28 protein-coding genes and 7 tRNA genes are annotated in these 26,733 nt (G+C 71.8%); 24 read left to right on the top strand and 11 right to left on the bottom strand.

All coding sequences use genetic code 11. From position 1 onward, the window contains the following. Positions 1–9: 9 nt before the first annotated feature. Entirely contained in the window at positions 10–303 is a 294-nt protein-coding gene (locus AC4BDD_RS04535) for a TFIIB-type zinc ribbon-containing protein (protein ID WP_490689659.1), read from the top strand. 62 nt (positions 304–365) lie between these two features. Here AC4BDD_RS04535 and AC4BDD_RS04530 read toward each other — a convergent pair. From AC4BDD_RS04530 to AC4BDD_RS04510, 5 genes are all read right to left on the bottom strand, one after another. After that, a tRNA-Val gene (locus tag AC4BDD_RS04530) sits at positions 366–437 on the bottom strand. A 37-nt stretch (positions 438–474) separates the two neighbouring features. Further along, a tRNA-Val gene (locus AC4BDD_RS04525) sits at positions 475–546 on the bottom strand. Between the two features lie 46 nt (positions 547–592). Further along, positions 593–664: transfer RNA gene (locus AC4BDD_RS04520), tRNA-Val, on the bottom strand. A gap of 4 nt (positions 665–668) precedes the next feature. Next, positions 669–739: transfer RNA gene (locus tag AC4BDD_RS04515), tRNA-Cys, on the bottom strand. A 30-nt stretch (positions 740–769) separates the two neighbouring features. Next, positions 770–842, bottom strand: a tRNA-Gly gene (locus AC4BDD_RS04510). A gap of 171 nt (positions 843–1,013) precedes the next feature. On the opposite strand from AC4BDD_RS04510, the gene AC4BDD_RS04505 reads away from it, so the two are divergent. The 3 genes from AC4BDD_RS04505 to AC4BDD_RS04495 all read left to right on the top strand — a co-directional run bounded on the left by AC4BDD_RS04505 (position 1,014) and on the right by AC4BDD_RS04495 (position 3,891). Next, the gene (locus AC4BDD_RS04505) at positions 1,014–2,150 is read left to right on the top strand and encodes a chorismate-binding protein (RefSeq protein WP_490689658.1); all 1,137 of its coding nucleotides are present in this window, start codon (positions 1,014–1,016) and stop codon (positions 2,148–2,150) included. Further along, on the top strand, positions 2,147–2,971 hold the full coding sequence (locus AC4BDD_RS04500) for an aminotransferase class IV (protein WP_490689657.1): 825 nt from the start codon (positions 2,147–2,149) through the stop codon (positions 2,969–2,971). The genes AC4BDD_RS04505 and AC4BDD_RS04500 overlap by 4 nt, the downstream gene beginning before the upstream one ends. Before the next feature lie 83 nt (positions 2,972–3,054). Further along, positions 3,055–3,891 carry a GNAT family N-acetyltransferase gene (locus tag AC4BDD_RS04495; RefSeq protein ID WP_490689656.1) on the top strand — a complete coding sequence of 279 codons (837 nt, stop codon included), beginning with the start codon at positions 3,055–3,057 and terminating at the stop codon, positions 3,889–3,891. Between the two features lie 21 nt (positions 3,892–3,912). Here the strand turns inward: AC4BDD_RS04495 and AC4BDD_RS04490 are convergent, their stop codons facing one another. After that, a complete protein-coding gene (locus tag AC4BDD_RS04490) occupies positions 3,913–4,422 on the bottom strand; it encodes a DsbA family protein (protein ID WP_490689655.1) in 510 nt (169 codons plus the stop codon). 209 nt (positions 4,423–4,631) lie between these two features. Here AC4BDD_RS04490 and AC4BDD_RS04485 point away from each other — a divergent pair, with 209 nt between their 5' ends. Together AC4BDD_RS04485 and AC4BDD_RS04480 are read left to right on the top strand one after the other, a co-directional pair. Next, the gene (locus AC4BDD_RS04485; protein WP_490689654.1) at positions 4,632–5,075 is read left to right on the top strand and encodes a hypothetical protein; all 444 of its coding nucleotides are present in this window, start codon (positions 4,632–4,634) and stop codon (positions 5,073–5,075) included. Positions 5,076–5,144: 69 nt separating this feature from the next. Further along, positions 5,145–5,315: a hypothetical protein gene (locus AC4BDD_RS04480; RefSeq protein ID WP_490689653.1), complete on the top strand. Its 171-nt coding sequence runs from the start codon at positions 5,145–5,147 to the stop codon at positions 5,313–5,315. Between the two features lie 41 nt (positions 5,316–5,356). Here the strand turns inward: AC4BDD_RS04480 and AC4BDD_RS04475 are convergent, their stop codons facing one another. Both AC4BDD_RS04475 and AC4BDD_RS04470 read right to left on the bottom strand, forming a co-directional pair. Further along, a complete protein-coding gene (locus tag AC4BDD_RS04475) occupies positions 5,357–5,914 on the bottom strand; it encodes a CGNR zinc finger domain-containing protein (protein WP_490689652.1) in 558 nt (185 codons plus the stop codon). A gap of 188 nt (positions 5,915–6,102) precedes the next feature. Then, on the bottom strand, positions 6,103–6,516 hold the full coding sequence (locus AC4BDD_RS04470; protein WP_003959770.1) for an SsgA family sporulation/cell division regulator: 414 nt from the start codon (positions 6,514–6,516) through the stop codon (positions 6,103–6,105). 190 nt (positions 6,517–6,706) lie between these two features. Between AC4BDD_RS04470 and AC4BDD_RS04465 the strand changes: the two genes are divergently transcribed. The 4 genes from AC4BDD_RS04465 (at position 6,707) to AC4BDD_RS04450 (ending at position 8,057) form a co-directional block, all read left to right on the top strand. Further along, on the top strand, positions 6,707–7,162 hold the full coding sequence (locus AC4BDD_RS04465) for a TIGR02611 family protein (protein WP_490689651.1): 456 nt from the start codon (positions 6,707–6,709) through the stop codon (positions 7,160–7,162). Between the two features lie 64 nt (positions 7,163–7,226). Continuing rightward, a tRNA-Val gene (locus AC4BDD_RS04460) sits at positions 7,227–7,298 on the top strand. Between the two features lie 150 nt (positions 7,299–7,448). Further along, positions 7,449–7,922: an SRPBCC family protein gene (locus AC4BDD_RS04455; RefSeq protein ID WP_490689650.1), complete on the top strand. Its 474-nt coding sequence runs from the start codon at positions 7,449–7,451 to the stop codon at positions 7,920–7,922. Positions 7,923–7,985: 63 nt separating this feature from the next. Further along, positions 7,986–8,057, top strand: a tRNA-Val gene (locus AC4BDD_RS04450). A gap of 88 nt (positions 8,058–8,145) precedes the next feature. Here the strand turns inward: AC4BDD_RS04450 and AC4BDD_RS04445 are convergent. After that, entirely contained in the window at positions 8,146–8,871 is a 726-nt protein-coding gene (locus AC4BDD_RS04445; protein WP_490689649.1) for a 3'-5' exonuclease, read from the bottom strand. A gap of 211 nt (positions 8,872–9,082) precedes the next feature. Between AC4BDD_RS04445 and AC4BDD_RS04440 the strand changes: the two genes are divergently transcribed. From AC4BDD_RS04440 to AC4BDD_RS04425, 4 genes are all read left to right on the top strand, one after another. Further along, positions 9,083–9,658: a DUF4365 domain-containing protein gene (locus tag AC4BDD_RS04440; protein ID WP_490689648.1), complete on the top strand. Its 576-nt coding sequence runs from the start codon at positions 9,083–9,085 to the stop codon at positions 9,656–9,658. Further along, complete coding sequence (locus tag AC4BDD_RS04435) at positions 9,658–10,857, top strand: hypothetical protein (RefSeq protein ID WP_490689647.1); 1,200 nt, start codon at positions 9,658–9,660, stop codon at positions 10,855–10,857. The genes AC4BDD_RS04440 and AC4BDD_RS04435 overlap by 1 nt, the downstream gene beginning before the upstream one ends. Positions 10,858–11,033: 176 nt before the next feature. Then, positions 11,034–13,013, top strand: coding sequence for a threonine--tRNA ligase (gene thrS, locus AC4BDD_RS04430; protein ID WP_490689646.1), 1,980 nt, complete (start codon positions 11,034–11,036; stop codon positions 13,011–13,013). Between the two features lie 76 nt (positions 13,014–13,089). Continuing rightward, complete coding sequence (locus AC4BDD_RS04425; protein ID WP_490689645.1) at positions 13,090–13,653, top strand: HIT family protein; 564 nt, start codon at positions 13,090–13,092, stop codon at positions 13,651–13,653. A gap of 68 nt (positions 13,654–13,721) precedes the next feature. Here AC4BDD_RS04425 and AC4BDD_RS04420 read toward each other — a convergent pair whose 3' ends face one another. Both AC4BDD_RS04420 and AC4BDD_RS04415 read right to left on the bottom strand, forming a co-directional pair. Next, a complete protein-coding gene (locus tag AC4BDD_RS04420) occupies positions 13,722–15,371 on the bottom strand; it encodes an AbeC-like domain-containing protein (RefSeq protein ID WP_490689644.1) in 1,650 nt (549 codons plus the stop codon). A 135-nt stretch (positions 15,372–15,506) separates the two neighbouring features. Further along, the gene (locus AC4BDD_RS04415) at positions 15,507–17,714 is read right to left on the bottom strand and encodes an elongation factor G-like protein EF-G2 (RefSeq protein ID WP_490689643.1); all 2,208 of its coding nucleotides are present in this window, start codon (positions 17,712–17,714) and stop codon (positions 15,507–15,509) included. A gap of 183 nt (positions 17,715–17,897) precedes the next feature. Here AC4BDD_RS04415 and pgsA point away from each other — a divergent pair, with 183 nt between their 5' ends. The 10 genes from pgsA to ruvB all read left to right on the top strand — a co-directional run bounded on the left by pgsA (position 17,898) and on the right by ruvB (position 26,666). Next, positions 17,898–18,566, top strand: a complete 669-nt coding sequence (gene pgsA / locus AC4BDD_RS04410) for a phosphatidylinositol phosphate synthase (protein ID WP_490689642.1) — start codon at positions 17,898–17,900, stop codon at positions 18,564–18,566. Continuing rightward, positions 18,563–19,498: a phosphatidylinositol mannoside acyltransferase gene (locus AC4BDD_RS04405; protein WP_490689641.1), complete on the top strand. Its 936-nt coding sequence runs from the start codon at positions 18,563–18,565 to the stop codon at positions 19,496–19,498. Before pgsA ends, AC4BDD_RS04405 begins: the two co-directional genes overlap by 4 nt. Beyond that, positions 19,495–20,754: a glycosyltransferase family 4 protein gene (locus AC4BDD_RS04400; protein WP_490689640.1), complete on the top strand. Its 1,260-nt coding sequence runs from the start codon at positions 19,495–19,497 to the stop codon at positions 20,752–20,754. Before AC4BDD_RS04405 ends, AC4BDD_RS04400 begins: the two co-directional genes overlap by 4 nt. A 264-nt stretch (positions 20,755–21,018) precedes the next feature. Continuing rightward, on the top strand, positions 21,019–21,558 hold the full coding sequence (locus tag AC4BDD_RS04395) for a hypothetical protein (protein ID WP_490689639.1): 540 nt from the start codon (positions 21,019–21,021) through the stop codon (positions 21,556–21,558). 322 nt (positions 21,559–21,880) lie between these two features. Then, entirely contained in the window at positions 21,881–22,729 is an 849-nt protein-coding gene (gene pdxS / locus AC4BDD_RS04390) for a pyridoxal 5'-phosphate synthase lyase subunit PdxS (protein ID WP_236239615.1), read from the top strand. 121 nt (positions 22,730–22,850) lie between these two features. Continuing rightward, positions 22,851–23,441, top strand: coding sequence for a pyridoxal 5'-phosphate synthase glutaminase subunit PdxT (gene pdxT / locus AC4BDD_RS04385; RefSeq protein WP_490689638.1), 591 nt, complete (start codon positions 22,851–22,853; stop codon positions 23,439–23,441). 62 nt (positions 23,442–23,503) lie between these two features. After that, entirely contained in the window at positions 23,504–24,253 is a 750-nt protein-coding gene (locus AC4BDD_RS04380) for a YebC/PmpR family DNA-binding transcriptional regulator (protein WP_490689637.1), read from the top strand. A 103-nt stretch (positions 24,254–24,356) separates the two neighbouring features. Then, positions 24,357–24,929, top strand: a complete 573-nt coding sequence (gene ruvC / locus AC4BDD_RS04375; protein ID WP_490689636.1) for a crossover junction endodeoxyribonuclease RuvC — start codon at positions 24,357–24,359, stop codon at positions 24,927–24,929. Continuing rightward, complete coding sequence (gene ruvA / locus AC4BDD_RS04370) at positions 24,926–25,552, top strand: Holliday junction branch migration protein RuvA (protein WP_490689635.1); 627 nt, start codon at positions 24,926–24,928, stop codon at positions 25,550–25,552. The genes ruvC and ruvA overlap by 4 nt, the downstream gene beginning before the upstream one ends. A 46-nt stretch (positions 25,553–25,598) precedes the next feature. After that, complete coding sequence (ruvB, locus tag AC4BDD_RS04365; RefSeq protein WP_490689634.1) at positions 25,599–26,666, top strand: Holliday junction branch migration DNA helicase RuvB; 1,068 nt, start codon at positions 25,599–25,601, stop codon at positions 26,664–26,666. Positions 26,667–26,733: the final 67 nt, after the last annotated feature.

Raw genomic sequence — 26,733 nt, 5'->3', positions numbered from 1 at the left:
TGAGCGGACATGCAGTGTCCCAAGTGCCATGCTGCGATGCATACGTACAACCGCAGCGGTGTCCAGATCGAGCAGTGCAGCGGCTGTCGGGGGATCTTCCTCGACTACGGGGAGCTGGAGGCGCTGACCCAGCTGGAGGCGCAGTGGACGCAGCCCGCCCCGCCGCCCCCGGCCGCCCCGGCCCCGCAGGCGTACCCCGCCGCCCCGGCCTGGGGTGCCCCGCAGCAGCACCACGGGCACCATGGCCACCACGGGCACCACGGTCACCGGCGGACCCTGGGCCACATGCTCTTCTCTTCCTGAGAATCTTCCCGGGTATACGACTGAGGGCCGGAGCGGATGCTCCGGCCCTCGGCCGATCGGTGTGGACGATACTGGGATTGAACCAGTGACCTCTTCCGTGTCAGGGAAGCGCTCTCCCGCTGAGCTAATCGTCCTCGGGACCGCGATCTTCAAACGAAGACCGCAGGTGCGTGCGCGATACTGGGATTGAACCAGTGACCTCTTCCGTGTCAGGGAAGCGCTCTCCCGCTGAGCTAATCGCGCGGGTGGGTCCGGTGAAGGACCCGCATGCGAGTCCTCTCGGACCCAGTGGACGATACTGGGATTGAACCAGTGACCTCTTCCGTGTCAGGGAAGCGCTCTCCCGCTGAGCTAATCGTCCGCAGAGGTGGAGACGGGATTTGAACCCGTGTAGACGGCTTTGCAGGCCGTTGCCTCGCCTCTCGGCCACTCCACCAATCGCGGGGGACGGGAATCCCCCACTTCGAGCGGACGACGAGATTCGAACTCGCGACCCTCACCTTGGCAAGGTGATGCTCTACCAACTGAGCCACGTCCGCAGGTGTCGTTCTTCCGGGGCGCTTCCGCGTCCCGGCGACGTGTTGAACTTTAGCGGATTCCTGGGCCAGCTCAAATTCCGTTTGCCCAGCGTGCTGCCCCGGAGGCTCGCCGGCCACCTCTCGTTCACCCGCCCGGGGCGCCTCTGGCCGCTCCGACCTAGACTCGCAGACGTGTACGACCTGCACCCTCTGGACCACCTGTCGCCCACCACCACCCGTGATCGGCGGCGCTGCGCGCCGGAGCCTCTGGCCAGGTTCGGCGGCCTCGTCGCCACCGATCTGCGCGATGTGACCCGAGACCCCTCGGCCCTGGATTCGACCGGCTTCTGGGCGGTGGTCGCGGACTTCGAGGGCGGTCTGGTCTGCGCGCGCTTCGGCGACGTGCGCAGCCAGCCGGTCCCGGCGCCCGTCCCCGGCGCCTGGCGCGGCCCGGCCCGGACCGACTGGACCTCTTCGCTGGACCGGGCCGCGTACACCGCGGCGGTGCGGCGCATACGCGCGTACATCGCCTCCGGCGAGGTCTACCAGGCGAACCTGTGCCGCGTGCTCTCCGCGCCGCTGCCCGACCCGGACCGTGCGGACGTGGACGCCCTCACCGCGCTCCTGGCCCGCGGCAACCCGGCCCCCTACGCCGGGACGGTCCGGCTGCCCGCGCACGGCGTGGAGGTCGCCACCGCCTCGCCCGAGCTGTATCTGCGGCGCACCGGGCGGGCCGTGGAGTCCGGCCCGATCAAGGGAACCGGCCGGACCGCCGCCGATCTGCTGGAGAAGGACCGCGCCGAGAACGTGATGATCGTCGACCTGGTCCGCAACGACCTGGGCCGGGTGTGCGCCACCGGCTCGGTGACCGTCCCCGCGCTGTGCGCCGTCGAGCCGCACCCGGGACTGGTCCACCTCGTCTCCACCGTGCGCGGCGAGCTGGCGGAGGACGCCGGCTGGGCTGAGCTGCTCGCGGCCACCTTCCCGCCCGGCTCGGTCACCGGAGCGCCCAAGTCCAGTGCCCTGCGGATCATCGAGGAGCTGGAGACCGCCCCGCGCGGCCCGTACTGCGGCGGGATCGGCTGGGTCGACGCGGACAGCGGCAGCGGTGAGCTGGCCGTCGGCATCCGCACCTTCTGGATCGACCGGACGGCCGAGGCGCGCCCGGGCCACCCGGCCGGGGCGGTGCTCCGCTTCGGCACCGGCGCCGGGATCACCTGGGGCTCCGATCCGGACCGTGAATGGGACGAAACCGAACTCAAGGCGGCGCGGCTGCTCGCGGTAGCGTCGGAGGCGGAACATCAGCCGACGGAGGGGACTGCACGGTGACGATCTGGCTCAACGGGGCGCTGCGTGACGCGGACAGTGCGACGGTGTCCGTGTTCGACCATGGCATGACCGTCGGCGACGGCGTCTTCGAGACGCTCAAGGCCGAGCACGGCCGGCCCTTCGCCCTCACCCGCCACCTGGAGCGGCTCTCCCGCTCCGCTCGCGGCCTGGGGCTTCCCGAGCCGGACCTGGACGAGGTGCGGCACGCCTGCGCGGCCGTACTGGAGGCCAACCCGATGCCCCTGGGACGGCTGCGGATCACCTACACCGGCGGGGTCTCCCCGCTGGGCTCCGACCGGGGCGTGACCGGTCCGACGCTGGTCGTCGCGATCGGCGCGGCCGTCCGGCGCCCGGAGACCACCGAGGTGATCACCGTCCCCTGGACGCGCAACGAGCGCGGCGCGCTGGCCGGCCTGAAGTCCACCTCCTACGCGGAGAACGTCGTCGCGCTGGCCCGGGCCGGCGAACAGGGCGCCACCGAGGCGCTGTTCGCCAACACCGTCGGCCAACTCTGCGAGGGCACCGGATCCAACGTCTTCGTGGTGCTCGACGGCGAGCTGTACACGCCGCCGGTCAGCTCCGGCTGCCTGCCCGGCATCACCCGCGCCCTGGTGGTCGAATGGGCCGGGGCCCAGGAGGCCGACCTGCCCCTGGAGGTGGTGGAGCGGGCCCAGGAGCTCTTCCTCACCTCCAGCCTGCGCGATGTGCAGGCGGTGACGCGGGTGGACGGCCGCAGCCTGCCGGGGGCACCGGGGCCGGTGACCGCCAAGGCCATGCGGATCTTCGCGGAGCGATCGGCCGCCGAGCCCGATCCCGCCTGATTCCACCGGATACCGGCCGGTTCGCCGCTGGTGATGTGCGTAATCGGGGTGACGCCCGGCCACCGGGCAGGTACAACTCGAAGGTGACCACCACCCTGCGGCCCAGCACACCCGAGCACGCCACACCGGACGGCGGGCGGTCCCGCTCGTACGAGGTCCGCGTCAACAGCCGCCCCGTCGGCCGGGTCGACCTCACCACGGATTCCCGCTTCGGCCCCACGGTCGGCCGGATCGAGTCACTGAGCATCGACCCGGCCGACCGGCACCGGGGCCGCGGCACGATCGCCGCGCTCGCCGCGGAGGAGGTGCTGCGCGGCTGGGGCTGCGAGCAGATCGAGATCACCGTCCCGGCCTCCGCGACCACGGCCCTGGGGCTGGCGGGCGCGCTCGGCTACGGCGAGCGCGGCCGGAACATGATCAAGCAGCTCGGCGTGCTCCCGGCACTGCCGCGGGAGAGCACCGCCCGCGCCATGGGGGAGCCGGAGTACCCGGCGTGGCTGGAGCACGAGCGGGAGGGCTACGTCGGGGAGTGGATGGCCCGCGGCGTGCCCGAGGAGCAGGCCCGCGCCAAGGCCGAGGGCGACTACGCGCGGCTGCTGCCCCAGGGCCTGGCCGGCCCGGGGACGGTGCTGCGCGTCCTCGCCCACGAAGGCGCCGACGTGGGGACCGTGTGGGTCGCGCTGCGCGACGGGCGGGACGGCGCGGGCGAGGCGTACGTCTACTCCGTGGAGGTCGCCCCCGAGCATCGCGGGCACGGGCACGGCCGCACCCTGATGCTGGTCGCCGAGCGGGAGTGCCTGATCGCCGGGGCGCACAGCCTGGGGCTGCACGTCTTCGCCGGGAACACCCCGGCGCTGCGGCTCTACCAGTCGCTGGGGTACCGCCCGACCCGGTTCCACCTGTACAAGCGGCTCATCTAGGGGATCTCCCGCGGCCGCCGGTCACTCGGCGAGCAGGCGGGTGGCGATCTCCTCGATCCGGGCGCGCAGACCCTCCTGGCTCTTGCCGCCGTCCAGGCGCTCACCGCCGATCACATACGTCGGGGTGCCGGTCACGCCGATCGCCTTGCCCTCCGCCTGATCGGCGTCGACGATCAGGATGTGCCGGCCGTCGACCAGCGCGGTGTCCATCTCCTCGGCGTCCAGGCCCAGTTCCGCCGCCACCTCGACGAGCAGCTGCTCACCGCGCTCGGCCAGCTCCTCGGTGCGCTCCAGCACCGCCTCGACGTAACGCCAGCCCTGACCCTGCGCGGCGGCCTCCTCGGCGGCCTGGGCCGCGGCGTGGGCGTGCCGGTGGCGTTCGAGCGGGAAGTGCCGCAGCCGGATGTCCAGGCGGTCGGCGAAGTGGTCGCGCAGCGCGTGGATGTCGGCCAGCGCGGTACGGCAGTCGGGGCACTGCAGCTCGCACCACACCTCGAGCACGAGCGGGCGGGGCAGGTCGGCGTCGTTCATGGGGCCAGTCTTCCAGCCCGTAGGGGCACCCCGGCAGTCGGACCCGCCCGACACCCGCCGGGCACTCGCGGACCGCCTCGGTGGCCCGGCGGCGGTCCCGGGGGAGGAGGGACGACCCGGAGATCTCCCTGAGACCGGGCGACCTCGTGGCCCGCCGGCCGCCGGGAGGTGCACGATGGAAGCACAGCAACCACCGGCAGGAGGATCCGATGCTGACCGACACCGTGTGCGTCGCACTGTCCGCGGGCGGGCTGGGCATCGCCCTCATGACCGCCTACCGCAGGCGTTTCCTGGCCGCCACCCGGATCACGGCGTACGCGCTGATCCCGATCGGCCTCAACCTGACCGGCATCCTCGACTGGATCACCGATCTCGTCTTCCACCCCAGCGTCTGGTTCGGCTTCGTGCTGCTGGGCCTGGCCTGGCTGCTCCTGGTCATGACCCGCGCCGTGGAACGCCGCCGTGAGGGCGAGCCGGACGGCAAGACGGGGACCCGTGACGCGCTCGCCGCCCGGGCCTCGGCGCCCTCGCTGGAAGGCGAGCGCGGCGGTGGACGCTCGCCGGGCCGGGGCAAGGCGAAGAAGCCGTCCAAGGGCACCGGCGGGGACGACTTCTCCGACATCGAGGCGATCCTGAAGAAACACGGGATCTGACGAACTACCTCTCGAACGCCGCGTGTTGGTCGCGGCTCGCCGGACCGCTACGCGATGATCTTCGGCGAGATGCCGCACACACCCGGGGAGCTACCTCCCGTTCAGCGACCGTCCGTCCCGGCGAGCGGAGAGCCACGCGGCTGTCTGTTCGCCCTCTCCCAGCCCCCGCTCATGCTCTTTCTCGGCGTGATCGCAGGGCTGCTGCTGCTCACCGCGGTCCACGACCTGTACCGCTGGTGAAGGCCCGGGGCAGGGGCCGGCGCCGGCACAACCGGCAGTGGTCACTCCCCGGCTTCCCGGCGCCGCGCGCGGTAGGCGGCCACATGGAGCCGGTTTCCGCAGGTGCGGCTGTCGCAGTAGCGGCGTGACCGGTTGCGCGAGAGGTCCACGAAGGCTCGTCCGCAGTCCGGCGCCTCGCAGCGCCGCAGCCGCTCGCGCTCCCCGGCCACCACGAGGAAGGCGAGCGCCATGCCGCCGTCCGCGGCGAGGTGGTCGGCCACCGACGCGCCCGGCGCGAAGTAGTGGACATGCCAGTCGTAGCCGTCGTGGTTGGTGAGCTGGGGCGTGGTGCCGGCGGCGGCGACCATCGCGTTGAGCAGCTCCGCGGTGGACCGGGTGTCCGGGGAGCGGAAGACCTGGGTGAATCGGTCGCGGACGGACCGCACCGCGCTCAGGTCGCGATCGCCGAAGGAACCGACGTCGCTGATTTTGTTGCGCTCGACGAAACGGCGCAGTCCGTCGAGGTCGGCGAGATCGTCGTGGTCTTCACCTTCCGGCGCGGTGTTCACCAGGTCGACGACCGCGTCGAGCGCGCACCGGGTGTCATGGTTGATCAGCACGGGTTGGCTCCCTGGCCGGGCCGGGCCGGGTCGGCGGTGGCTTCGATCTGACCGACTCTAGCGGCTCGCCATACGACGGTGCCGTCGCCGCGGTGTTCCGCGGCGACGGCACCGTCGCCTGTGCTGTGCCTTGTGTCTGCCGCCGTCTCCCCGAGTCGGACGGCGGTCTCAGCTCAGCGCGGGCCTCCTCAGCTCTCCGCCAGGATGTGGGAGAGCTCCGTATCGAGATCGAAGTGGCGGTGCTCGGTGCCGGGTGGCACCGCGGCGTCGGTTCGCTTGAGGAACGATTCCAGGGCCCGCGCCGGGGCCTCGAGCAATGCCTCGCCTTCCGGGGAGCTCAGGGCGATGCAGACGACGCCCTGACCGTGGCTGCGGGACGGCCAGACGCGGACGTCGCCGGTGCCCGTGGGCCGGTGCAGGCCCTCGGCGAGGAGGTCGCGGGCGAAAACCCACTCGACCGTCTCCTCGGCTCCGGTGTGGAAGGTGGCGTGCACGGCATAAGGATCGGCCGTGTCATACCGCAGGCCCGCAGGTACAGGCAGTGAGGATTCGCTCGACACAACGAGGCGCAGGTGCAGCTCGCAGCTGACCGTGGTGTTCATAAGCGCCAGGGCCTTTCGCTCAGTGTGCGCTCGGGGATTCGCACGTCGGCGAAATCGACATGCCACCTACGGTGCCGTTGTAAACCCCTCTGACCGTTTTGTGGGTGTTCTGATAGCTCGGGCGGCCGAGTCGTCGTCTCGCCGGTACCGCCGTTCCGGTGAGGCGAGCCAATCCGGTAAGTTGGGTTATATGAATGCGGAGAGTAACGGTCGGCGGGGAGCCGCCCCGGCGGCCGGCTCCACTGTCGCGACGGGGGACGGAGCCAAGGAAGAGCCGGTTTTCGGCTCCAAGGCGCCGCAGTTCATCCAGCGCTCCCGGGCGCTGCACCGCAGCTGGCAGGTCGGCGTCTTCATCGTGGGTCTGGCGGTCGTGGTCGTCGGCATCATCATGCTGCCGCTGCCCGGTCCCGGCTGGGTCGTGATCTTCGGCGGCATGGCGATCTGGGCGACCGAGTTCGTCTGGGCCCAGCTGGTGCTGCGCTGGACCAAGCGCAAGGTCACGGAAGCGGCGCAGCGGGCGCTGGACCCCAAGGTGCGCAAGCGGAACATCATCCTCAGCGTGATCACGCTGGTGATCTGCGCGGTCGCGCTGGCGGTGTACATCTGGAAGTTCGGCGTCGTGATGCCCTGGAAGATCAGCGAGTGACCGGCGACCGGCCGCAGCTGGTCAGGAGCACGGCCTGACATGCGCTAATGTTGGGCCTGCGCCCGGGCGATTAGCTCAGCGGGAGAGCGCTTCGTTCACACCGAAGAGGTCACTGGTTCGATCCCAGTATCGCCCACCCAGGCCGAGGGGCCCGGAGGTTTCCACCTCCGGGCCCCTCGGCGTTTTCCCGTCTCCCGAAGTCCGCGGGCCTCTCTTCCCGGCCATCGGTGCCGGCGGCCTTGCCGTACGGCTGACCCCTGCCGGGCGCCGGGAGCACACTGGGTGGATGGACTGGTGCCGCTACCGCTTCCGGACCCACTGGGACCTCGGCGCCGACCCGGACACCGTCTACGCGGTACTCGCGGCCGGCGAGGACTACCCCCGCTGGTGGCCGCAGGTCCGCCAGGCGTCCCGTACCGCCGACGGCACCGGGAGCGCCCGTATCCGCTCGCTCATCCCCTACGACCTGGTGCTGACCGCCACCGGGGTGCGCGAGGACCCCGTCGCGCGGGTACTGGAGGTCGCTCTCCACGGCGATCTGGAGGGCTGGGCGCGATGGACCGTACTCGCCCACGGCAGCGGCACCCGCGTCCTCTTCGAGCAGGAGGTGGAGGCCCGCAAGGCCCTGCTGCGCCGCCTCGCCGTCCCCGGCCGCCCCTTCTTCCGCGCCAACCACGCGCTGATGATGCGCCGCGGCCTGCGCGGGCTGCGCGCCCGACTGGCGGCAGCGGAGGAGTCGGAGGAGGACTCGGCGGTTTGAAGGAGACCCCCTGCGACCTGTATTGTTCAGGACGTTCCGCCGGGGAGACCGGGCCGGACACCGGGGCGATTAGCTCAGCGGGAGAGCGCTTCGTTCACACCGAAGAGGTCACTGGTTCGATCCCAGTATCGCCCACCCCGACGAGGCCGGGCCGCCAGCAGGCGGCCCGGCCTCGGGCGTTGTACGCGCAAAGCGCCAGGATCCGGCGGCGATCGGCGTCAGGTCACGCGGCGGCCGGCAGCTCCGGGCGGAGCGGCCACGCCGGATCGCAGGTCTCCTCCGACCCGTTGCGCGCGAACCACGCCTGGAGGCCACGCGCCTGCGCCGCGTACCAGATCGCCTGCCGGGTGTGCAGTTCGGCCGGCGACAACCCCTCCAGCCGGGCCGCGAACCGGCGGCCTATCGCCCGCACCACCTCCAGCGCCGCCATCGCGTCCGCCGCCGCCTCATGTGCCCCGGTCAGCTCCACCGAGTAGTGCGCACACAGGTCGGCCAGCGTGCGGCGGCCCTTGCGGTAGCGGTCCAGGTGCTTGTCGAGCACCCGCGGATCCAGCACGCACAGCGATGAGGTGGACAGGTAGGTCGCGAGCGAGGAATTGCGGTGCCGCCGCAACTCCCGGTCCAGCAGCGTCAGATCGAATGGCGCGTTCATCACCGCCAGCGGCGTGCCGCGCGCCGACTGCTCGGCCAGGCCGCGGGCCACCTCCTCCATCACCGGCGCCGGCCACCGGCCATGGCGCTGCAACCGCTCCTCGGTCAGCCCGTGAATCGCGGTGGCCGCCGCCGGTACCGGCACCCCCGGGCTCACCAGCCAGCGGAACACCTCGGGCACTCCGCCCGGCATCCGCTGCACGACCAGGGCCGCCGAGACGATCCGGTCGGTCTCGACATCCACTCCGGTGGTCTCCGTGTCAAAGGCGGCGAGCGGCCCCTCGAACCAGCACGGCATGTCACAACTCCTCGTGCTCGCTTGACAGATGGCACCTTCAACCCCGCCCGACCAGGTGATACCCGAGGAGCGGCGCGCTCGAACCGTCCGGATCGGGCATCGTTTGCAAAGCATCTGATACGGAGACAACACAGGTGTGCGGACCGGCATCCCCCAGGGAAGGACCCGCACAGCGACGGCGAAACGGCAACACCCGGAAGGCATCAGGGACATGGCGCTCGCGCAGCCCGACCCGGTCACGCCGGTAACCCTCCCGCCGGAGCGGATCGTCCCGCTCCGCGGCCAACTCGCCACCACCGCCTGCATGGAGACCCTCCAGGTGGGCTATCTGCACGCGGTCGCCGCGGCCGCCGGCTGCTCGCTGGCCCAGCCCTTTCCCGACAACGGCATCGACTGGCATGTCAGCCACAGCGCCCGCGGCCACACCGTCGACGACGAAGTCACCATCAAGGTGCAGCTCAAATGCACCTACCAGCTCACCCCGCACCCGCCGGGCCCCACCTTCGCGTTCACCCTCGACAACGACCACCTGGTCAAACTCGCCCGCAGCCCGGTGTCGGTGCACAAGATCCTGGTGGTGATGATCGTCCCCCGGCGCCAGGAGGACTGGCTGCTGGCCGGCCACGACCGCCTCGCGCTGCGGCACTGCTGCTACTGGACCAACCTGGCGGGCCACCCGGTCACCGGGCGCCGCCGGACCACCGTGCGGATCCCGACCTCACGCGTCTTCGACGACCGGGCGCTCTGCGAGATCATGACGCGAGTCGGGGCGGGAGGGAGACCCTGATGCACCGGCCGAACGACGAGCCCACGACCACCCCGCCCCCCGACCAGGTGGACCCCGGCGTCCTCGGCGCGCTCCTCGCCCGGCACGGCTGGCAGCGGCGCGGCGGCGCCCCGGGCCGCTACGGGCGCTGGACCCCGCCCGGCCCGCTCACCGGCGGCACCAGCCTGCTGGTCCCCGAGCGCCGGGACTTCCCCGACAGCGACGACCTGCTCGCCGAGGCGCTCACCGCGCTGGCCCGCAGCGCCGCGCCCTCCGCCCGCGACGTGCTCATCGGGCTCGCGGTGCCCAGCGACGAGATCCGGTGGTGGCGGGACGTGCCCGAGTCCGCCGCCGGGGCCGACGCCTGGGTCGAGCAGGAGCGGCTGCGCGCCGCGGCCCGCGCCATGCTGCTCGCCGGTGCCCTGGCCACCCACGAGCGCGTGGGCTACCACGGCGCCCGGCACCGGCGGGCTGCCGAGAGCGCACTCGACCGTGTCCTCGTCGGCCCGGTCGGCCCGGTCGGCCCCGCCGCCGCGCCCGGCGGCCGGGCGCTCACCGTGTTCGTCCCCGTCGACCAGGGCCGGGCCGGCACCGCCACCCTGCTGCGCGCCCTGCACGCGGCCCGCGACGCGGTGGACTACCAGCGCGCCACCGGCGGCATGGAGGCATTCGACGCGGCGGTACGGGCGGGCGTCAGCCGCGAGCTGACCGAGGCGCTGGTGGCCCTGGTGCGCGGCACCGAAGGGGCCCGGGTGGCGCTGGAGTGGTCACCGGCCGCAGGCCCGCCGGACGGGTTCGGCGCCCGCCCCGAACCGGTCGAGTTCTCCCCCGGCGACCTGCCCGCGCTGCGCGAGGCCGGCGCCCGCTACGTGCGCGACGAGCCCTCCGTGCCGGTGCGGGTCACCGGAGCGGTGGTCCGGCTGCGCCGCTCGGCCCCCGGCGGGCCGGGCACGGTCCGGCTGCGGGTCCTGGCCGGTGCCGACGTGGGCCAGCTGAGGATCGCGCTGGACGAGGACGACTACCGCATCGCCGGACACGCGCACCTGGTGGGGCTGCCGATCCGGGTCAGCGGACGGCTGGAGAGCCGGGGCGGCTTCCGCCGCCTCACCGGAGCCCGCGGGGTCGCCCCGGTCCAGGTCGACGAGGCGGAGCGGGACCGGCTGGTCAAGGCGCTCCAGGAGAACCTGGACTTCTTCGAGGAGGCGTGCGGCGGCGGCTGAACCGGGACGGCGGCGCTGGCCGAGCAGGTAGAGCAGGATCTGCAGGGCGGGCGGCGGTGGCCCGGCAGCCCGGCGGATTCCCGGAACAACCGTTTCGCGGTGAGGGCCCCCGGCTCGGTACGATTCACGCTGCGCGGCAATTCGGCCGCGACGCATCCATCAGTCAGGAGAGACCGGTGTCAGACGTCCGTGTGATCATCCAACGCGATTCCGAGCGGGAAGAGCGCGTGGTGACCACGGGCACCACGGCGGCGGACCTCTTCGGCGGTGAGCGCTCGGTGATCGCCGCTCGGGTGGCCGGGCAGCTCAAGGACCTGGAGTACGCGCTCGCCGACGGCGACGTCGTGGAGCCGGTCGAGATCTCCAGCCCGGACGGCCTGGACATCCTGCGGCACTCCACCGCGCACGTCATGGCCCAGGCCGTGCAGGAGCTGTTCCCCGAGGCGAAGCTCGGCATCGGCCCGCCCATCCGCGACGGCTTCTACTACGACTTCGACGTCGAGACCCCCTTCCACCCGGAGGATCTCAAGCGCATCGAGAAGAAGATGCAGGAGATCCAGAAGCGCGGGCAGAAGTTCTCCCGCCGCGCGGTGACCGACGAGGCGGCCCGCGAGGAGCTGGCGAACGAGCCGTACAAGCTGGAGCTGATCGGGCTCAAGGGCTCGGCTGCCGACGCCGCCGAGGGCGCCTCCGCGGAGGTCGGCGCGGGCGAGCTGACCATCTACGACAACCTCGACGCCAAGACCGGCGAGCTGTGCTGGAAGGACCTGTGCCGCGGTCCGCACCTGCCCAGCACCCGTCTCATCCCGGCCTTCAAGCTGATGCGCAGCGCCGGCGCGTATTGGCGCGGCAGCGAGAAGAACCCGATGCTCCAGCGCATCTACGGCACCGCCTGGCCGTCGAAGGACGAGCTCAAGGCGCACCTGGACTTCCTCGCCGAGGCGGAGAAGCGGGACCACCGCAAGCTGGGCGCCGAGCTCGACCTGTTCTCCATCCCGGAGGAGCTCGGCTCGGGCCTGGCGGTCTTCCACCCCAAGGGCGGTGTGATCCGCCGGGTCATGGAGGACTACTCGCGCAAGCAGCACGAGCTCGGGGACTACGAGTTCGTCAACACCCCGCACATCACCAAGGCCAACCTCTTCGAGACCTCCGGCCACCTGCCGCACTACGCGGAGTCGATGTTCCCGCCCATGGAGTTCGAGGGGCAGGACTACTACCTCAAGGCCATGAACTGCCCGATGCACAACCTGATCTTCAGGGCGCGCGGGCGGTCCTACCGGGAACTTCCCCTGCGGCTCTTCGAGTTCGGCACGGTCTACCGCTACGAGAAGTCCGGCGTGGTCCACGGTCTGACTCGCGCCCGCGGCTTCACCCAGGACGACTCGCACATCTACTGCACCAAGGAGCAGATGGGCGAGGAGCTGGACAACCTCCTCACCTTCGTCCTGAACCTGCTCCGCGACTACGGCCTGAGCGACTTCTACCTGGAGCTGTCCACCCGCGACGACTCCCCGAAGTTCATCGGCGAGCCGCAGGAGTGGGAGGAGGCCACCGAGACGCTGCGCCAGGCCGCCGAGAAGCAGGGGCTTGAGCTGGTCATGGACCCGGGCGGCGCGGCCTACTACGGTCCGAAGATCTCCGTGCAGGCGAAGGACGCGATCGGCCGCACCTGGCAGATGTCGACCCTCCAGGTCGACTTCCAGCAGCCGAAGCGCTTCAACCTGGAGTACACCGCGGCGGACGGCTCGCGGCAGCGCCCGGTCATGATCCACCGCGCGCTGTTCGGCTCCATCGAGCGCTTCTTCGCCGTCCTGCTGGAGCACTACGCGGGCGCCTTCCCGGCGTGGCTGGCCCCGGTCCAGGCGGTCGGCATCCCGATCGGCGACGCGCACGTGCCGTACCTGCAGGAGTTCGCCGCCCAGGCGAAGGCCAAGGGGCTGCGGATGGAGGTCGACGCCTCCTCCGACCGCATGCAGAAGAAGATCCGCAACGCGCAGCGCGGCAAGATCCCGTTCATGGTCATCGCCGGTGACGAGGATGTGGCGAACGGCGCGGTCAGCTTCCGCTACCGCGACGGCTCGCAGAAGAACGGCATCCCCGTCGACGAGGCCCTCGCCGAGATCGTCAAGGCCGTCGAGGACCGCGTCCAGGTCTGATCGGCAGCAACTCGTCCGCCGGGCCCCGGGGAGCCTCAGCCGCTCCCCGGGGCCCGTTCCTCTGCCCGTACGCCATATGCTGGCCCGCATGACGAGTGAGCCGGAGCAGCAGATCGGAGTCGGTACCCAGGACGCCTTCCAGCGTCTGTGGACCCCCCACCGGATGGCGTACATCCAGGGGGAGAACAAGCCGACCGGGCCGGGGGCCGGGGACGGCTGCCCGTTCTGCGGCATCCCGGAGAAGTCCGACGAGGACGGGCTGATCATCGCCCGTGGCTCGCACGTCTACGCGGTGCTCAACCTTTACCCCTACAACGGCGGGCACCTCATGGTCGTCCCGTTCCGCCATGTCGCCGACTACACCGAGCTGAACGCCGACGAGACCGTCGAGCTGGCGGAGTTCACCAAGGCCGCGATGGTCGCGCTGCGTACCGCGTCCGGTGCGCACGGCTTCAACATCGGGCTCAACCAGGGCGCCGCGGCGGGCGCCGGCATCGCCGCCCACCTGCACCAGCACGTCGTCCCCCGCTGGGGCGGGGACACCAACTTCATGCCGGTCGTGGGCCACACCAAGGTGCTGCCTCAGTTGCTGGCCGACACCCGGCGGATGCTCGCCGCCGCCTGGCCGCAGCAGGGCTAGCTTCCGGTGGGTCTCCGTGGCTACGCCGCAAAGACCCACCGGACACCCAGTGGCGGCCAGGCGCGGAGCTACGCGCTGTACTCGTCCGCCTTCTTCGGGGTCGGGTCCTGGACCTGGCCGCTGAGCACCAGCGCGCGCTGACCGAACTTCTCGGTGTCGACGCCGTTCTCCTTGAGCACCCGGATCGCGGCCTCGTGCACCACGCGCAGGACGGGGGTGGCGGCGCGCAGCGCGTCGTCCGCCATGAAGCGGTGCCGCCACGGCTTGTCCGCCCAGGCGTGCCGGAGGCCGAACGGCTCGGGCAGGGTGAGCTTGCCGCCGAGGTAGTCCAGCAGCGGCGGATACCAGGTGAAGGGGGCGCGTGCGGCCAGCCGCACCACCTCCTTGGCGTCCACCAGCGGCAGCGGGACGGACTTGGTCTCCCAGAACTTGATGGTCTTGCTGACCGTCTTCGACGGGGGCGTCGGCTTGGTGGTGAACAGCGGGTGCACCGGGCCGAGCGCGTGTCCGGTGACCTCGATCCGCAGGGTGTTGTGGAGGTAGGTCACCGTGGTGAGCATGGTGATCACCAGCTGCCCGTCCCAGAGCACGAACTGCACGCCCAGGTAGTGCCGGTCCCCGGCGCCGAACTGCTGCTGGTCGCAGATCCGCTGGAGCTCGACGCCCTTTATCTGGAAGCCCTCGGCCTCGGTGGTGCCGCCGCGCGCCACCGACGCGGCACCCTCGCCGATCGGCGAGACCACCCAGTGCCGCACCGAAGGGGCGGGGAAGCCGCCGGTGTGCAGGGCGCCGCGCTCCAGCAGCGCCAGCCGGTCGTGGATCGCCTTTATGACGTCCCAGCTGCGGAAGGGGTTGATCTCCATGCCCGGCTCGACCGGGACGAGGTCCTCGGCGAGCTGCCAGCTGCCCCAGCGGGTGCCCATGCCGAGTATCCCCTTGCCGCCCGCGTAGAAGACGACGTTGCTGTACTGCTCGGCGGTGAGCTTCTCCAGGCTCTTGCGCAGCTGCTCGGCGGCCCCGCCGGGCGCGCTGGGCACCGCCTCGGGGACCTTGGCGCCGATGCCGCCGCCGGACAGCAGTGCCTCCCAGCGCCCGCGCAGATCCTTCGCGGTCCGCTCGCTGATCTGCTTCGCCAGCCACCAGCCGATCACCGGGGCCACCAGCATGGCGCGCAGATACAGCGACCAGAAGCCGCTGAACGGCAGCTTGATCATGAAGATGACCGCCAGTCCGGCGAGCACCACCAGCAGCGCGATGCCCGCCGCGCCGACCCGCTTGTCCTGCGCGCCGGCGATGGTGCGGCGCAGCTGGAAGCCGCCGAGCCACAGCAGCACACCGGGCAGGAACAGCAGTCCGAACACCACCATGAGCACGGTGAGCCGGGCGTCCCGCTGCTTGCGGATGCGATTGGCGGCGAGGCAGTGCTCGACGACCGTCTGCGGCTCGGTGCCGAAGGACTGGATCAGCTGCCCGCGTCCGCCGCCGAGCATCCGCACCTGGACGGCGCGGGCGAACGCCTCACCGAGATTGGGCTCGAAGAGCGAGAACCGCGGAGCCTTGACCTCCGACTTCGTCCACTCGGAGTTGGCGTCCAGCAGCTTGGCCACCGGGCTGTCCCGGTACGCCGCCGAGGCGAGCGCCTGGGTCGCCGCGGTCTGCCCCGCCGCCCCCGAGAGCGGGACCTGCGCCCCGGGACTGAAATCGAATCCGTCCGTCACCAACGCCCCCAATGCCGCACGCCGCTTGAGCTGCGGTCTCAGGGTATCCGTGGAGGGCACCGCCTGTCGCCGGGGCATCGGAAGCCGCCCGCCCAGGGTGAGTTGGGCGGGCGGCGCCCCGGCGGGCGTGCCAGGTCAGCCGGAGCCGTCCGAAGCGGACCTGACGCGCTCCGCGAGCTGCTGCGGCATCGGCTCGTGGCGGACGTACGCGCGGCTGAAGCGGCCGGTGCCGTGCGAGATCGAGCGGAGATCGATCGCGTACCGGCCGATCTCGATCTCCGGGACCTCGGCGCGGATCAGGGTCAGGCCCCCGCCGGCCTGCTCGGTCCCCACCACCCGGCCACGGCGTCCGGACAGATCGCTCATCACCGCGCCGACGTAGGTGTCGGAGACCAGCACCCGCACCTCCGCCACCGGCTCCAGCAGATGGATCCGGGCGCCGGCGGCGGCCTCGCGCAACGCCAGCGCGCCGGCCGTCTGGAAGGCGGCGTCCGAGGAGTCCACCGAGTGCGCCTTGCCGTCCAGCAGCGTCACCCGCACGTCGACCAGCGGATATCCGGCGGCGACACCGCGCGCGGCCTGGGCGCGTACGCCCTTCTCCACCGACGGGATGAACTGGCGCGGCACGGCGCCGCCGACCACCTTGTCCACGAACTCGATGCCCGAGCCGCCCGGCAGCGGCTCCACCTCGATCTCGCAGATGGCGAACTGGCCATGGCCACCGGACTGTTTGACGTGCCGTCCGCGGCCGCTCGCCGCGCCGCCGAACGTCTCACGCAGCGAGACCTTGTGCGGCACGATGTCGACCTGCACGCCGTACCGGGTGCGCAGCCGCTCCAGCGCCACGTCCTGGTGAGCCTCGCCCAGGCACCAGAGCACCACCTGGTGGGTGTCCTGGTTCTGCTCCAGGCGCATCGTCGGGTCCTCGGCGACCAGCCGGGCCAGGCCCTGGGAGAGCTTGTCCTCGTCCGGTTTGCTGTGCGCCCGGATGGCGACCGGCAGCAGCGGGTCGGGCATCACCCACGGCTCCATCAGCAGCGGCCGGTCCTTGGCGGAGAGGGTGTCCCCGGTCTCCGCCCGGGTCAGCTTGGCGACGCAGGCCAGGTCGCCGGCGATGGCGTGCGGCACGGTGTGCTGCTGTTTACCGAAGGGGGCGGACAGGGCGCCGACCCGCTCGTCGACGTCGTGGTCCTCATGACCGCGGTCCTCCAGGCCGTGGCCGGAGACATGGACGGTCTCGTCGGGGCGCAGTGTGCCGGAGAAGACCCGCACCAGGGAGATCCGGCCGACGTACGGGTCGGAGGAGGTCTTCACCACCTCGGCGGCCAGCGGCCCGTCCGGGTCGCAGTCCAGCGGCGGGCAGGGCCGGCCCTCGGGGGTGGTGACGGCGGGGGCCGGGTGCTCCAGCGGGGTGGGGAAGCCGCCGGTGATCAGCTCCAGCAGCTCCACCGTGCCCAGTCCCTGCTTGGCCCCGTCGGTGGCGGGCGCGGCGGCCAGCACCGGATGGAAGGTGCCGCGCGCGACGGCCTTCTCCAGGTCCTCCACGAGCGTCTTGACGTCGATCTCCTCGCCGCCCAGGTAGCGGTCCATCAGGGTCTCGTCCTCGCTCTCGGCGATGATCCCCTCGATGAGCCTGCCGCGGGCCTCGGCGATGAGCGGTTCGTGCTCGCCGGTGGGCGCCGACTCGCTGCGCACTCCGGGCGCGTAGTCGAAGACGCGCTGGCTGAGCAGTCCGATCAGCCCGGTGACCGGGGCGTGACCGTCCGGGCCCGGCTCACCGTGCAGGGGCAGATACAGCGGGAGCACGGCGTCCGGATCGTCGCCGCCGAACGCCTCCCGGCATATCTCGGTCATCTCCGTAAAGCCCGCCCGGGTCGCTTCCAGGTGGGTCACCACGATCGCGCGCGGCATGCCGACGGCCGCGCACTCGTCCCACACCATGCGGGTGGCACCGGCGATGCCGGTGGAGTCCTGGGCGGCCGAGACGACGAAGAGGGCCGCGTCCGCCGCTCGCAGACCGGCCCTCAGCTCTCCGACGAAGTCGGCGTAGCCCGGGGTGTCCAGAAGATTGATCTTGATCCCGTCCCATTCGACGGGGATCAGGGACAGCTGTACGGAGCGCTGCTGCCGGTGCTCGATCTCGTCGTAGTCGGAGATGGAGCCGCCGTCCTCGACCCGGCCGGCCCGGTTCACCGCGCCGGTGGCCTGTGCGAGGGCCTCCACCAGTGTGGTCTTTCCGGAGCCGCTGTGGCCGACCAGCACCACGTTCCTCACGGAGCTGGGCCGGTCGGCCGCCACTGCACCTCCGGCGGCCCCTGGGTGCGTACTCGTCTTGACGCCCATGTGTCTCGCCTCCCGGTCGACACCTGCGGTACTTCGAGCTTTCCACCGACGTCACCAGTCGTCCATATGGCGCACACCCGGGCGTATCGTGATGCGTTCGCATGGTGCTCCGCGCGCGTGACTACGATGGGCCAGCCGGTGGCCGCATGACCACGCGGCCCGATACGACCCTCCGGGAAGGCCATGCTGAACAAGTACGCGCGTGCTTTCTTCACGCGTGTTCTCACACCGTTCGCCGCCCTGCTCATCCGCCTCGGCGTCAGCCCCGACGCGGTGACCCTCGTCGGGACCGGCGGTGTGATCACGGGTGCGCTGGTCTTCTACCCCCAGGGCGAGTTCTTCTGGGGCACGGTCACCATCACGCTGTTCGTGTTCTCCGATCTCGTCGACGGAAACATGGCCCGCCAGCTGGGCCGCTCCAGCCGCTGGGGCGCCTTTTTGGACTCCACCCTCGACCGGGTCGCGGACGGCGCGATCTTCGGCGGACTGGCGCTGTGGTACGCGGGTAACGGCGACGACAACGTGCTGTGCGCGGTGAGCATCTTCTGCCTCGCCAGCGGCCAGGTCGTCTCGTACACCAAGGCGCGCGGCGAGTCCATCGGGCTCCCGGTGAACGTCAACGGCCTGGTAGAGCGGGCCGAGCGGCTGGTCATCTCGCTGGTGGCCTGCGGTTTCGCCGGACTGCACAAGTTCGGGGTACCGCACATCGACATCCTGCTCCCGATCGCCCTGTGGATCGTGGCCGCCGGCAGCTTCGTCACCCTGGTGCAGCGGGTGATCACCGTCCGCCGCGAGGCGGCCGAAGCCGATGCCGAGGTGCGGCCGGCGGTCCACGGGGGCGACGCGCGGTGAAGGAGCGGCTGACCGACGCGCTGTACGGGCTGGGCTGGGGGACGGTCAAGAGACTCCCCGAACCGGTGGCCGCGGCGCTCGGGCAGCGCATCGCCGACCAGGTGTGGAAGCGGCGCGGCAAGGGCGTGCTGCGCCTGGAGGCCAATCTCGCCCGGGTCGTACCCGAAGCCTCGCCCGAGCGGCTCGCCGAGCTCTCGCGGGCGGGCATGCGCTCCTACATGCGGTACTGGATGGAGTCCTTCCGGCTGCCCGCCTGGAGCCGGCAGCGGATGAAGGACGGATTCGACCCCGCCGACGTGCACCACCTGGTGGACGGGCTGGCCGCCGGCCGGGGCGTCATCCTGGCGCTGCCGCACATGGGCAACTACGACCTGGCCGGGGCGTGGGTCACCACCAAGCTGGGGGTGCCCTTCGCCACCGTCGCCGAGCGCCTCAAGCCCGAGACGCTCTACGACCGGTTCGTCGCCTACCGGCAGGGCCTGGGCATGGAGGTGCTGCCGCACACCGGCGGCAGCGCCTTCGGCACCCTGGCCCGGCGGCTGCGCGCGGGCGGCCTGGTGTGCCTGGTCGCCGACCGCGATCTGTCCGCCTCCGGCGTGGAGGTGACGTTCTTCGGCGAGGCGGCCAAGATGCCCGCGGGCCCGGCCCGGCTGGCCGCGCAGACCGGCGCCCTGCTGCTGCCGGTCACCCTCTGGTACGACGACACCCCGATCATGCGGGGGCGCGTCCACCCGCCGATCGAGGTGCCGGAGGACGGCACCCGGGCCGAGAAGGTCGCGGCCATGACCCAGGAGCTGGCCGACGCCTTCGCCTCCGGGATCGCGGACCACCCGCAGGACTGGCACATGCTCCAACGGCTGTGGCTCGCGGACCTCGACCCCGACGGCTCGCGGAACCCGGCCCCGGCAGCCGACGGAACGGAGAAAGCGTGAGGATCGGGATCGTCTGCCCGTACTCCTGGGACGTCCCCGGCGGCGTCCAGTTCCACATCCGCGACCTGGCCGAGCACCTGATCCGGCGCGGTCACGAGGTGTCCGTGCTCGCCCCGGCGGACGACGGGACACCGCTGCCGCCGTACGTCGTCTCCGCCGGCCGCGCCGTCCCGGTGCCGTACAACGGCTCGGTGGCGCGGCTCAACTTCGGTTTCCTCTCCGCCGCCCGGGTGCGCCGCTGGCTGCACGACGGGGCCTTCGACGTCATCCACATCCACGAGCCCGCGTCCCCCTCGCTCGGTCTGCTCTCCTGCTGGGCCGCCCAGGGGCCGATCGTGGCCACCTTCCACACCTCCAACCCGCGCTCCCGCGCCATGATCGCGGCCTATCCGATCCTGCAGCCCGCGCTGGAGAAGATCAGGGCGCGGATCGCGGTGAGCGAGTACGCCCGGCGCACCCTCGTCGAGCACCTGGGCGGGGACGCGGTGGTCATCCCCAACGGCGTGGACGTCGACTTCTTCGCCCGCGCCGAGCCCCGGAAGGAGTGGCAGTCGCCGGAGGCGCGCGGCGAGCAGGTCGCCGGGGCGGGGCGCGCCCTGGCGGGGGCCGCGCACGATGGGGCGGCGGGTGCCGTGCTCGATGGGGTGGCGGGCCCGACTCTTGGCTTCATCGGGCGCATCGACGAGCCGCGCAAGGGCCTCCCGGTGCTGATGCGCGCCCTGCCGCGCATCCTGGCCGAGCGGCCCGACACCCGGCTGCTGGTCGCCGGCCGCGGCGACGAGCAGGAGGCGGTGGCGAGCCTGCCGCCCGAGATGCGCGGCCGGGTGGAGTTCCTGGGCATGGTCAGCGACGAGGACAAGGCGCGGCTGCTGCGCAGCGTCGATGTCTATGTGGCGCCCAACACCGGCGGCGAGAGCTTCGGCATCATCCTGGTCGAGGCCATGTCGGCCGGCGCGCCCGTGCTCGCCAGTGATCTGGACGCCTTCGTCCAGGTCCTGGACGGTGGCGCGGCGGGCGAGCTGTTCGCCAACGAGGACGCCGACGCGCTGGCCGCCGCCGTGCTGCGGCTGCTCGGCGACCCGGAGCGCCGTGCCGAGCTCAGCGAGCGCGGCAGCCGGCATGTGCGCCGCTTCGACTGGTCCACGGTCGGGGCGGACATCCTCGCGGTGTACGAGACGGTGACCGACGGGGCGGCCTCGGTGGCCGCGGATGAGCGCAGCCGGCCCCGTACGCGGTGGGGGATGGCCCGCGATTAGCGCTGGCGCGTGGGCCTGCGGTCGGTCGCTTGTGCCTGCCGTCGTGGGGGGTCGGGGGCCCACCGGGGCATCTCCTCAAACGGTGAACCCCGCGGCCTGATCGCGGGGTGGACGTCCGTTTGGTTCACCGTTCTGCGGGGAGTGCCCCGGTACGCCCCCTTCCGCCGGTGGGTGCACTGAGCGCGGTACCGGTCGGGATGTCGGCCATGCGCGCGCTCGGGGGCGCGGTCCGGTCGCAGTCCAGGGGAGATACCGTTACGGGCCGTGAGCACTCTGATCTGGATCGCGGTCGCCCTCGTCCTCGTCGCCGTCTATCTGAGTTGGACGGCGGGCCGCCTGGACCGGCTGCACAGCCGTCTGGACGCGGCGAAGGCGGCACTCGACGCCCAGCTGCTGCGCCGCGCCTCCGTCACCCAGGAGCTGGCCACCGCCGGGGTGCTGGATCCCGCGGCCTCGATCGTGCTCTACGAGGCCGCGCACGCCGCCCGGCAGGCAGAGGAGGACCACCGGGAGGTCGCCGAGAGCGAACTGAGCCAGACCCTGCGGGCGGTGTTCGAGGAGTCGGCGCAGGTCGAGGCGGTGCAGCAGGAACCGGGCGGCGACAGCGCGCTGGGGGAGCTGGCCGAGGCGGTGCGCCGGGTGCCGATGGCCCGGCGGTTCCACAACGACGCGGTGCGCTCGGCGCGCGCGCTGCGCAGGCACCGCACGGTGCGGTTGTTCCGGCTGGCCGGCCACGCGCCGTTCCCGATGGCCTTCGAGATGGACGACGAGCCGCCCGCCGCTTTGGTGGAGCGCGTGGCCTGACCACCTGGCGGGTGGTGGCCTCGTTGCTGAGCTGCGCCGATGCCCGGGCACGAGCCACCGGCCCCGGATTGGCCCTTGTCGCGGCAGGCTCCCGAACGGTTTTGTCTGTCGTGTAACAGTCGCGCCTGCGACCTGGACCGGTTGGCGATCGAGGAGCGGGCCTCGAACGAGCCTACGATTGGCTCGTCCGGGTGACAGCGACGCCCGGCGCTCAGCGCTCTTTTTCGTCATCAAGTGAGGTCAAACCGTGTCCAGCACGCTTCCCACCACGCCCCGCCCCGACGAGGCTGCCGCGACCGGCACCGCGCGCGTCAAGCGCGGCATGGCCGAGCAGCTCAAGGGCGGCGTGATCATGGACGTCGTCACCCCGGAGCAGGCGAAGATCGCCGAGGACGCGGGCGCCGTCGCCGTCATGGCGCTGGAGCGGGTGCCGGCCGACATCCGCAAGGACGGCGGCGTGGCCCGGATGTCCGACCCGGACATGATCGAGGGCATCATCAACGCCGTCTCGATCCCGGTCATGGCCAAGTCCCGCATCGGCCACTTCGTCGAGGCCCAGGTCCTCCAGTCCCTCGGCGTGGACTACATCGACGAGTCCGAGGTGCTCACCCCGGCCGACGAGGTCAACCACTCCGACAAGTGGGCCTTCACCACCCCCTTCGTCTGCGGTGCCACCAACCTGGGCGAGGCCCTGCGCCGGATCGCCGAGGGTGCGGCGATGATCCGCTCCAAGGGCGAGGCCGGTACCGGCAACGTCGTGGAGGCCGTCCGCCACCTGCGCCAGATCAAGAACGAGATCGCCAAGCTGCGCGGCTTCGACAACAACGAGCTGTACGCCGCGGCCAAGGAGCTGCGCGCCCCGTACGAGCTGGTCAAGGAGGTCGCCGAGCTCGGCAAGCTGCCGGTCGTGCTGTTCTCCGCCGGTGGCGTGGCCACCCCGGCCGACGCCGCGCTGATGCGCCAGCTCGGCGCCGAGGGCGTCTTCGTCGGCTCCGGCATCTTCAAGTCCGGCGACCCGGCCAAGCGTGCCGCCGCGATCGTGAAGGCCACCACCTTCTACGACGACCCGAAGATCATCGCGGACGCCTCCCGCAACCTGGGCGAGGCCATGGTCGGCATCAACTGCGACACCCTCCCCGAGGCCGAGCGCTACGCCAACCGCGGCTGGTGAGCCAAGGCGTCCGCGCGGCGCCTTGGCTCCGGACGGCCCCCGGCTCAAGGCCGCGGGCCGTCCACCGCTGTCCCGGTTTCCGGACTGCCACAGCTTCGATCCGTTCGAGAGGTTCCACCCCGTGTCCACTCCCACCATCGGCGTCCTCGCCCTCCAGGGCGACGTCCGAGAGCATCTGGTCGCGCTGGCCGCGGCAGACGCCCTGGCGCGTCCGGTCCGCCGGCCCGAAGAACTCGCCGAGATCGACGGTCTGGTGATACCCGGCGGCGAGTCCACCACCATGTCCAAGCTCGCCACGATCTTCGGTCTGCTGGAGCCGCTGCGCGAGCGGGTCCGATCCGGCCTGCCGGTCTACGGCACCTGCGCCGGTATGATCATGGTCGCGGACAAGCTCCTGGACGCGCGGGAGGACCAGGAGACCATCGGCGGCGTGGACATGATCGTGCGCCGTAACGCCTTCGGGCGGCAGAACGAGTCCTTCGAGGCCGCGATCGACGTCGCGGGTATCGAAGGCGGCCCGGTCGAGGGTGTCTTCATCCGCGCGCCGTGGGTGGAGTCGGTCGGCGGCGACGTCGAGGTGCTGGCCACCTACGACGGCCACACCGTCGCGGTCCGCCAGGGGAACGTCCTGGCCACGTCCTTCCACCCGGAGCTCACCGGCGACCACCGGGTGCACGGGCTTTTCGTGGACATGGTGCGGGCCGCAGCCTGAGCAGATCCCGGTAGGATCGCAGACGTTCGTTCCAAAGAGAGTTACGCGAAGGAGACAGGCGGATGTCCGGCCACTCTAAATGGGCTACGACGAAGCACAAGAAGGCCGTGATTGACGCCAAGCGCGGCAAGCTCTTCGCGAAGCTCATCAAGAACGTCGAGGTCGCGGCCCGCATGGGTGGCGCCGACCTGGAGGGCAACCCGACCCTCTTCGACGCCGTCCAGAAGGCGAAGAAGCAGTCGGTCCCCAACAAGAACATCGACTCCGCCATCAAGCGCGGTGCCGGTCTCGAGGCGGGCGGCGCCGACTACGAGACGATCATGTACGAGGGTTACGGCCCCAACGGTGTCGCGGTGCTCATCGAGTGCCTCACCGACAACCGCAACCGTGCCGCCTCCGACGTCCGCGTCGCCATGACCCGCAACGGTGGCTCGATGGCCGACCCGGGCTCGGTCTCGTACCTCTTCAACCGCAAGGGCGTCGTGATCGTCCCCAAGGGCGAGCTGACCGAGGACGACGTGCTGGGCGCGGTGCTGGACGCGGGTGCCGAGGAGGTCAACGACCTCGGTGAGACCTTCGAGGTCATCAGCGAGGCCACCGACCTGGTCGCGGTGCGCACCGCCCTCCAGGAGGCCGGCATCGACTACGACTCGGCCGACGCCAACTTCGTCCCGACCATGCAGGTCGAGCTGGACGAGGAGGCGGCGCGCAAGATCTTCAAGCTGATCGACGCGCTGGAGGACAGCGACGACGTGCAGAACGTCTTCGCCAACTTCGACGTCTCCGACGAGGTCATGGAGAAGGTCGGCTGACCACAGCCACAGCGAGGGCCGGCGGGACACACGTCCCGTCGGCCCTCGTGTTGTCAGTGGCACTCGGTAGCCTGCTCGCAGGTCACGACCATGGAGGAGAGGCATGCGGGTGCTGGGGGTGGACCCGGGGCTGACCCGGTGTGGCATCGGCGTCGTCGAGGGCGTGCCGGGCCGCCCGCTGAGCATGCTCGGCGTCGGCGTCGTGCGGACCCCCGCCACCGACGACACCCCGGAGCGCCTGGTGGCGATAGAGCGGGGCATCGAGGAGTGGCTCGACACCCACCGGCCCGAATGCGTCGCGGTGGAGCGGGTGTTCAGCCAGCACAATGTGCGCACCGTGATGGGCACCGCCCAGGCCAGCGCCGTCGCCATGCTCTGCGCCGCCCGCCGCGGCCTGCCGGTGACCCTGCACACCCCCAGCGAGGTCAAGGCCGCCGTCACCGGCTCCGGCCGGGCCGACAAGGCGCAGGTCGGTGCGATGGTGACCAGGCTGCTGCGGCTGGACGCCCCGCCCAAGCCGGCCGACGCCGCCGACGCCCTGGCACTGGCCATCTGCCACATCTGGCGCTCCCCGGCGACCAACCGCCTCCAGCAGGCGGTCGACGCCCACCGCGCCGCGCCCGTACGACGCTCCCTGGGCCTCAGGCACGGGGCATCCCAGAGAGGCACCACATGATCGCCTTCGTCAGCGGCCCGGTGGCCGCCCTCGCCCCGGACACCGCCGTCATCGAGGTCGGCGGCATCGGCATGGCCGTCCAGTGCGCCCCCAACACCCTCTCCGGGTTGCGGCTGGGGGAGCAGGCCCGGCTGGCCACCTCCCTGGTGGTCCGTGAGGACTCCCTGACGCTCTACGGCTTCGCCGACGACGACGAGCGGCAGGTCTTCGAGCTGCTGCAGACCGCCAGCGGCGTCGGCCCCCGGCTCGCCCAGGCCATGCTGGCGGTGCACACCCCGGACGCCCTGCGGCTCGCGGTGTCCACGGGGGACGAGAAGGCGCTCACCGCGGTCCCCGGCATCGGCAAGAAGGGCGCCCAGCGGCTGCTGCTGGAGCTCAAGGACCGGCTCGGCGAGCCCATCGGCACCGGGCGCGCCGCGGCCGGCGCGGCCGCGGGCCGGGTCCCCGGCTGGCGGGAGCAGCTCACCGCCGCGCTGGTCGGCCTCGGATACGCCGGCCGGGAGGCCGAGGAGGCCGTCGACGCCGTGACCCCGCAGGCCGAGGCCGCGGCCGCCGCGGGCGGCGAGCCGCAGGTGTCCCAGCTGCTGCGGGCCGCCCTGCAGAGCCTCAACCGCGCCCGCTGACCCCCATCCCCTCCGCCCCCGCCCACCGCGCATCGAAAGACACTCCATGAACTGGGACGACACCGACGCCGGCACCGATCAGCGACTGGTCGACTCATCGGCCGACGGCGAGGATCAGGCGATCGAGGCCGCGCTGCGCCCCAAGGACCTGGGGGAGTTCGTCGGCCAGGAGCGGGTGCGCGAGCAGCTCGACCTGGTCCTCAAGGCGGCCCGGCAGCGTGGCGGTACCGCCGACCACGTGCTGCTCTCCGGCGCGCCCGGGCTCGGCAAGACCACCCTGTCGATGATCATCGCCGCCGAGATGGGCGCTCCGATCCGCATCACCTCCGGCCCCGCCATCCAGCACGCCGGCGACCTCGCGGCGATCCTCTCCTCGCTCACCGAAGGAGAGGTCCTCTTCCTCGACGAGATCCACCGCATGTCCCGGCCCGCCGAGGAGATGCTGTACATGGCGATGGAGGACTTCCGGGTCGACGTGATCGTCGGCAAGGGCCCCGGCGCCACCGCCATCCCGCTGGAGCTGCCGCCGTTCACCCTGGTCGGCGCCACCACCCGGGCCGGCCTGCTGCCGCCGCCGCTGCGCGACCGCTTCGGCTTCACCGGCCACATGGAGTTCTACACCGCGCCCGAGCTGGAGCGGGTCATCCACCGCTCGGCCCGGCTGCTGGACCTCGTCATAGAGGCCCCGGGTGCGGCCGAGATCGCCGGACGGTCCCGCGGCACCCCGCGGATCGCCAACCGCCTGCTGCGCCGGGTGCGCGACTACGCCCAGGTCAAGGCGGACGGAGTGATCACCAGCGAGGTCGCCGCCCGCGCCCTTGACGTCTACGACGTCGACGGCCGCGGTCTGGACCGGCTCGACCGCGCGGTGCTGACCGCGCTGCTCAAGCTGTTCGGCGGCGGCCCGGTCGGCCTGTCCACGCTGGCCGTGGCCGTGGGGGAGGAGCGCGAGACGGTCGAGGAGGTGGCCGAGCCGTTCCTGGTCCGCGAGGGGCTGCTGGCCCGTACGCCGCGCGGGCGGGTGGCCACCCCCGCCGCCTGGGCGCACCTCGGCCTGACCCCGCCCCAGCAGGGCTCCGGCGGCGCCGGGCAGACCGGTCTGTTCGAAGCGTGACTGATCCGTGGCGGCGCGGAGACTGGTCCGGCCAGGAACTGCGGTGCCATGCTGGGCGTTGTTCCTT

The sequence above is a fragment of the Streptomyces sp. JLBT605 genome, from assembly GCF_058215555.1.
The sequence above is the reverse complement of the archived record's forward strand: the minus strand, read 5'-3'. Positions and strand labels throughout refer to the sequence as shown.

Excerpts from the sequence above, each read along its gene's own strand:
- AC4BDD_RS04535 (WP_490689659.1), top strand. The coding sequence starts at position 10 with ATGCAGTGTCCCAAGTGCCATGCTGCGATGCATACGTACAACCGCAGC.
- AC4BDD_RS04490 (WP_490689655.1), bottom strand. The coding sequence starts at position 4,422 with ATGAACGACGCCGACCTGCCCCGCCCGCTCGTGCTCGAGGTGTGGTGC.
- AC4BDD_RS04485 (WP_490689654.1), top strand. The coding sequence starts at position 4,632 with ATGCTGACCGACACCGTGTGCGTCGCACTGTCCGCGGGCGGGCTGGGC.
- AC4BDD_RS04480 (WP_490689653.1), top strand. The coding sequence starts at position 5,145 with ATGCCGCACACACCCGGGGAGCTACCTCCCGTTCAGCGACCGTCCGTC.
- AC4BDD_RS04470 (WP_003959770.1), bottom strand. The coding sequence starts at position 6,516 with ATGAACACCACGGTCAGCTGCGAGCTGCACCTGCGCCTCGTTGTGTCG.
- AC4BDD_RS04465 (WP_490689651.1), top strand. The coding sequence starts at position 6,707 with ATGAATGCGGAGAGTAACGGTCGGCGGGGAGCCGCCCCGGCGGCCGGC.
- AC4BDD_RS04455 (WP_490689650.1), top strand. The coding sequence starts at position 7,449 with ATGGACTGGTGCCGCTACCGCTTCCGGACCCACTGGGACCTCGGCGCC.
- AC4BDD_RS04445 (WP_490689649.1), bottom strand. The coding sequence starts at position 8,871 with ATGCCGTGCTGGTTCGAGGGGCCGCTCGCCGCCTTTGACACGGAGACC.
- AC4BDD_RS04440 (WP_490689648.1), top strand. The coding sequence starts at position 9,083 with ATGGCGCTCGCGCAGCCCGACCCGGTCACGCCGGTAACCCTCCCGCCG.
- AC4BDD_RS04435 (WP_490689647.1), top strand. The coding sequence starts at position 9,658 with ATGCACCGGCCGAACGACGAGCCCACGACCACCCCGCCCCCCGACCAG.
- AC4BDD_RS04425 (WP_490689645.1), top strand. The coding sequence starts at position 13,090 with ATGCTGGCCCGCATGACGAGTGAGCCGGAGCAGCAGATCGGAGTCGGT.
- AC4BDD_RS04415 (WP_490689643.1), bottom strand. The coding sequence starts at position 17,714 with ATGGGCGTCAAGACGAGTACGCACCCAGGGGCCGCCGGAGGTGCAGTG.
- pgsA (WP_490689642.1), top strand. The coding sequence starts at position 17,898 with ATGCTGAACAAGTACGCGCGTGCTTTCTTCACGCGTGTTCTCACACCG.
- pdxS (WP_236239615.1), top strand. The coding sequence starts at position 21,881 with ATGGCCGAGCAGCTCAAGGGCGGCGTGATCATGGACGTCGTCACCCCG.
- AC4BDD_RS04380 (WP_490689637.1), top strand. The coding sequence starts at position 23,504 with ATGTCCGGCCACTCTAAATGGGCTACGACGAAGCACAAGAAGGCCGTG.
- ruvC (WP_490689636.1), top strand. The coding sequence starts at position 24,357 with ATGCGGGTGCTGGGGGTGGACCCGGGGCTGACCCGGTGTGGCATCGGC.
- ruvA (WP_490689635.1), top strand. The coding sequence starts at position 24,926 with ATGATCGCCTTCGTCAGCGGCCCGGTGGCCGCCCTCGCCCCGGACACC.
- ruvB (WP_490689634.1), top strand. The coding sequence starts at position 25,599 with ATGAACTGGGACGACACCGACGCCGGCACCGATCAGCGACTGGTCGAC.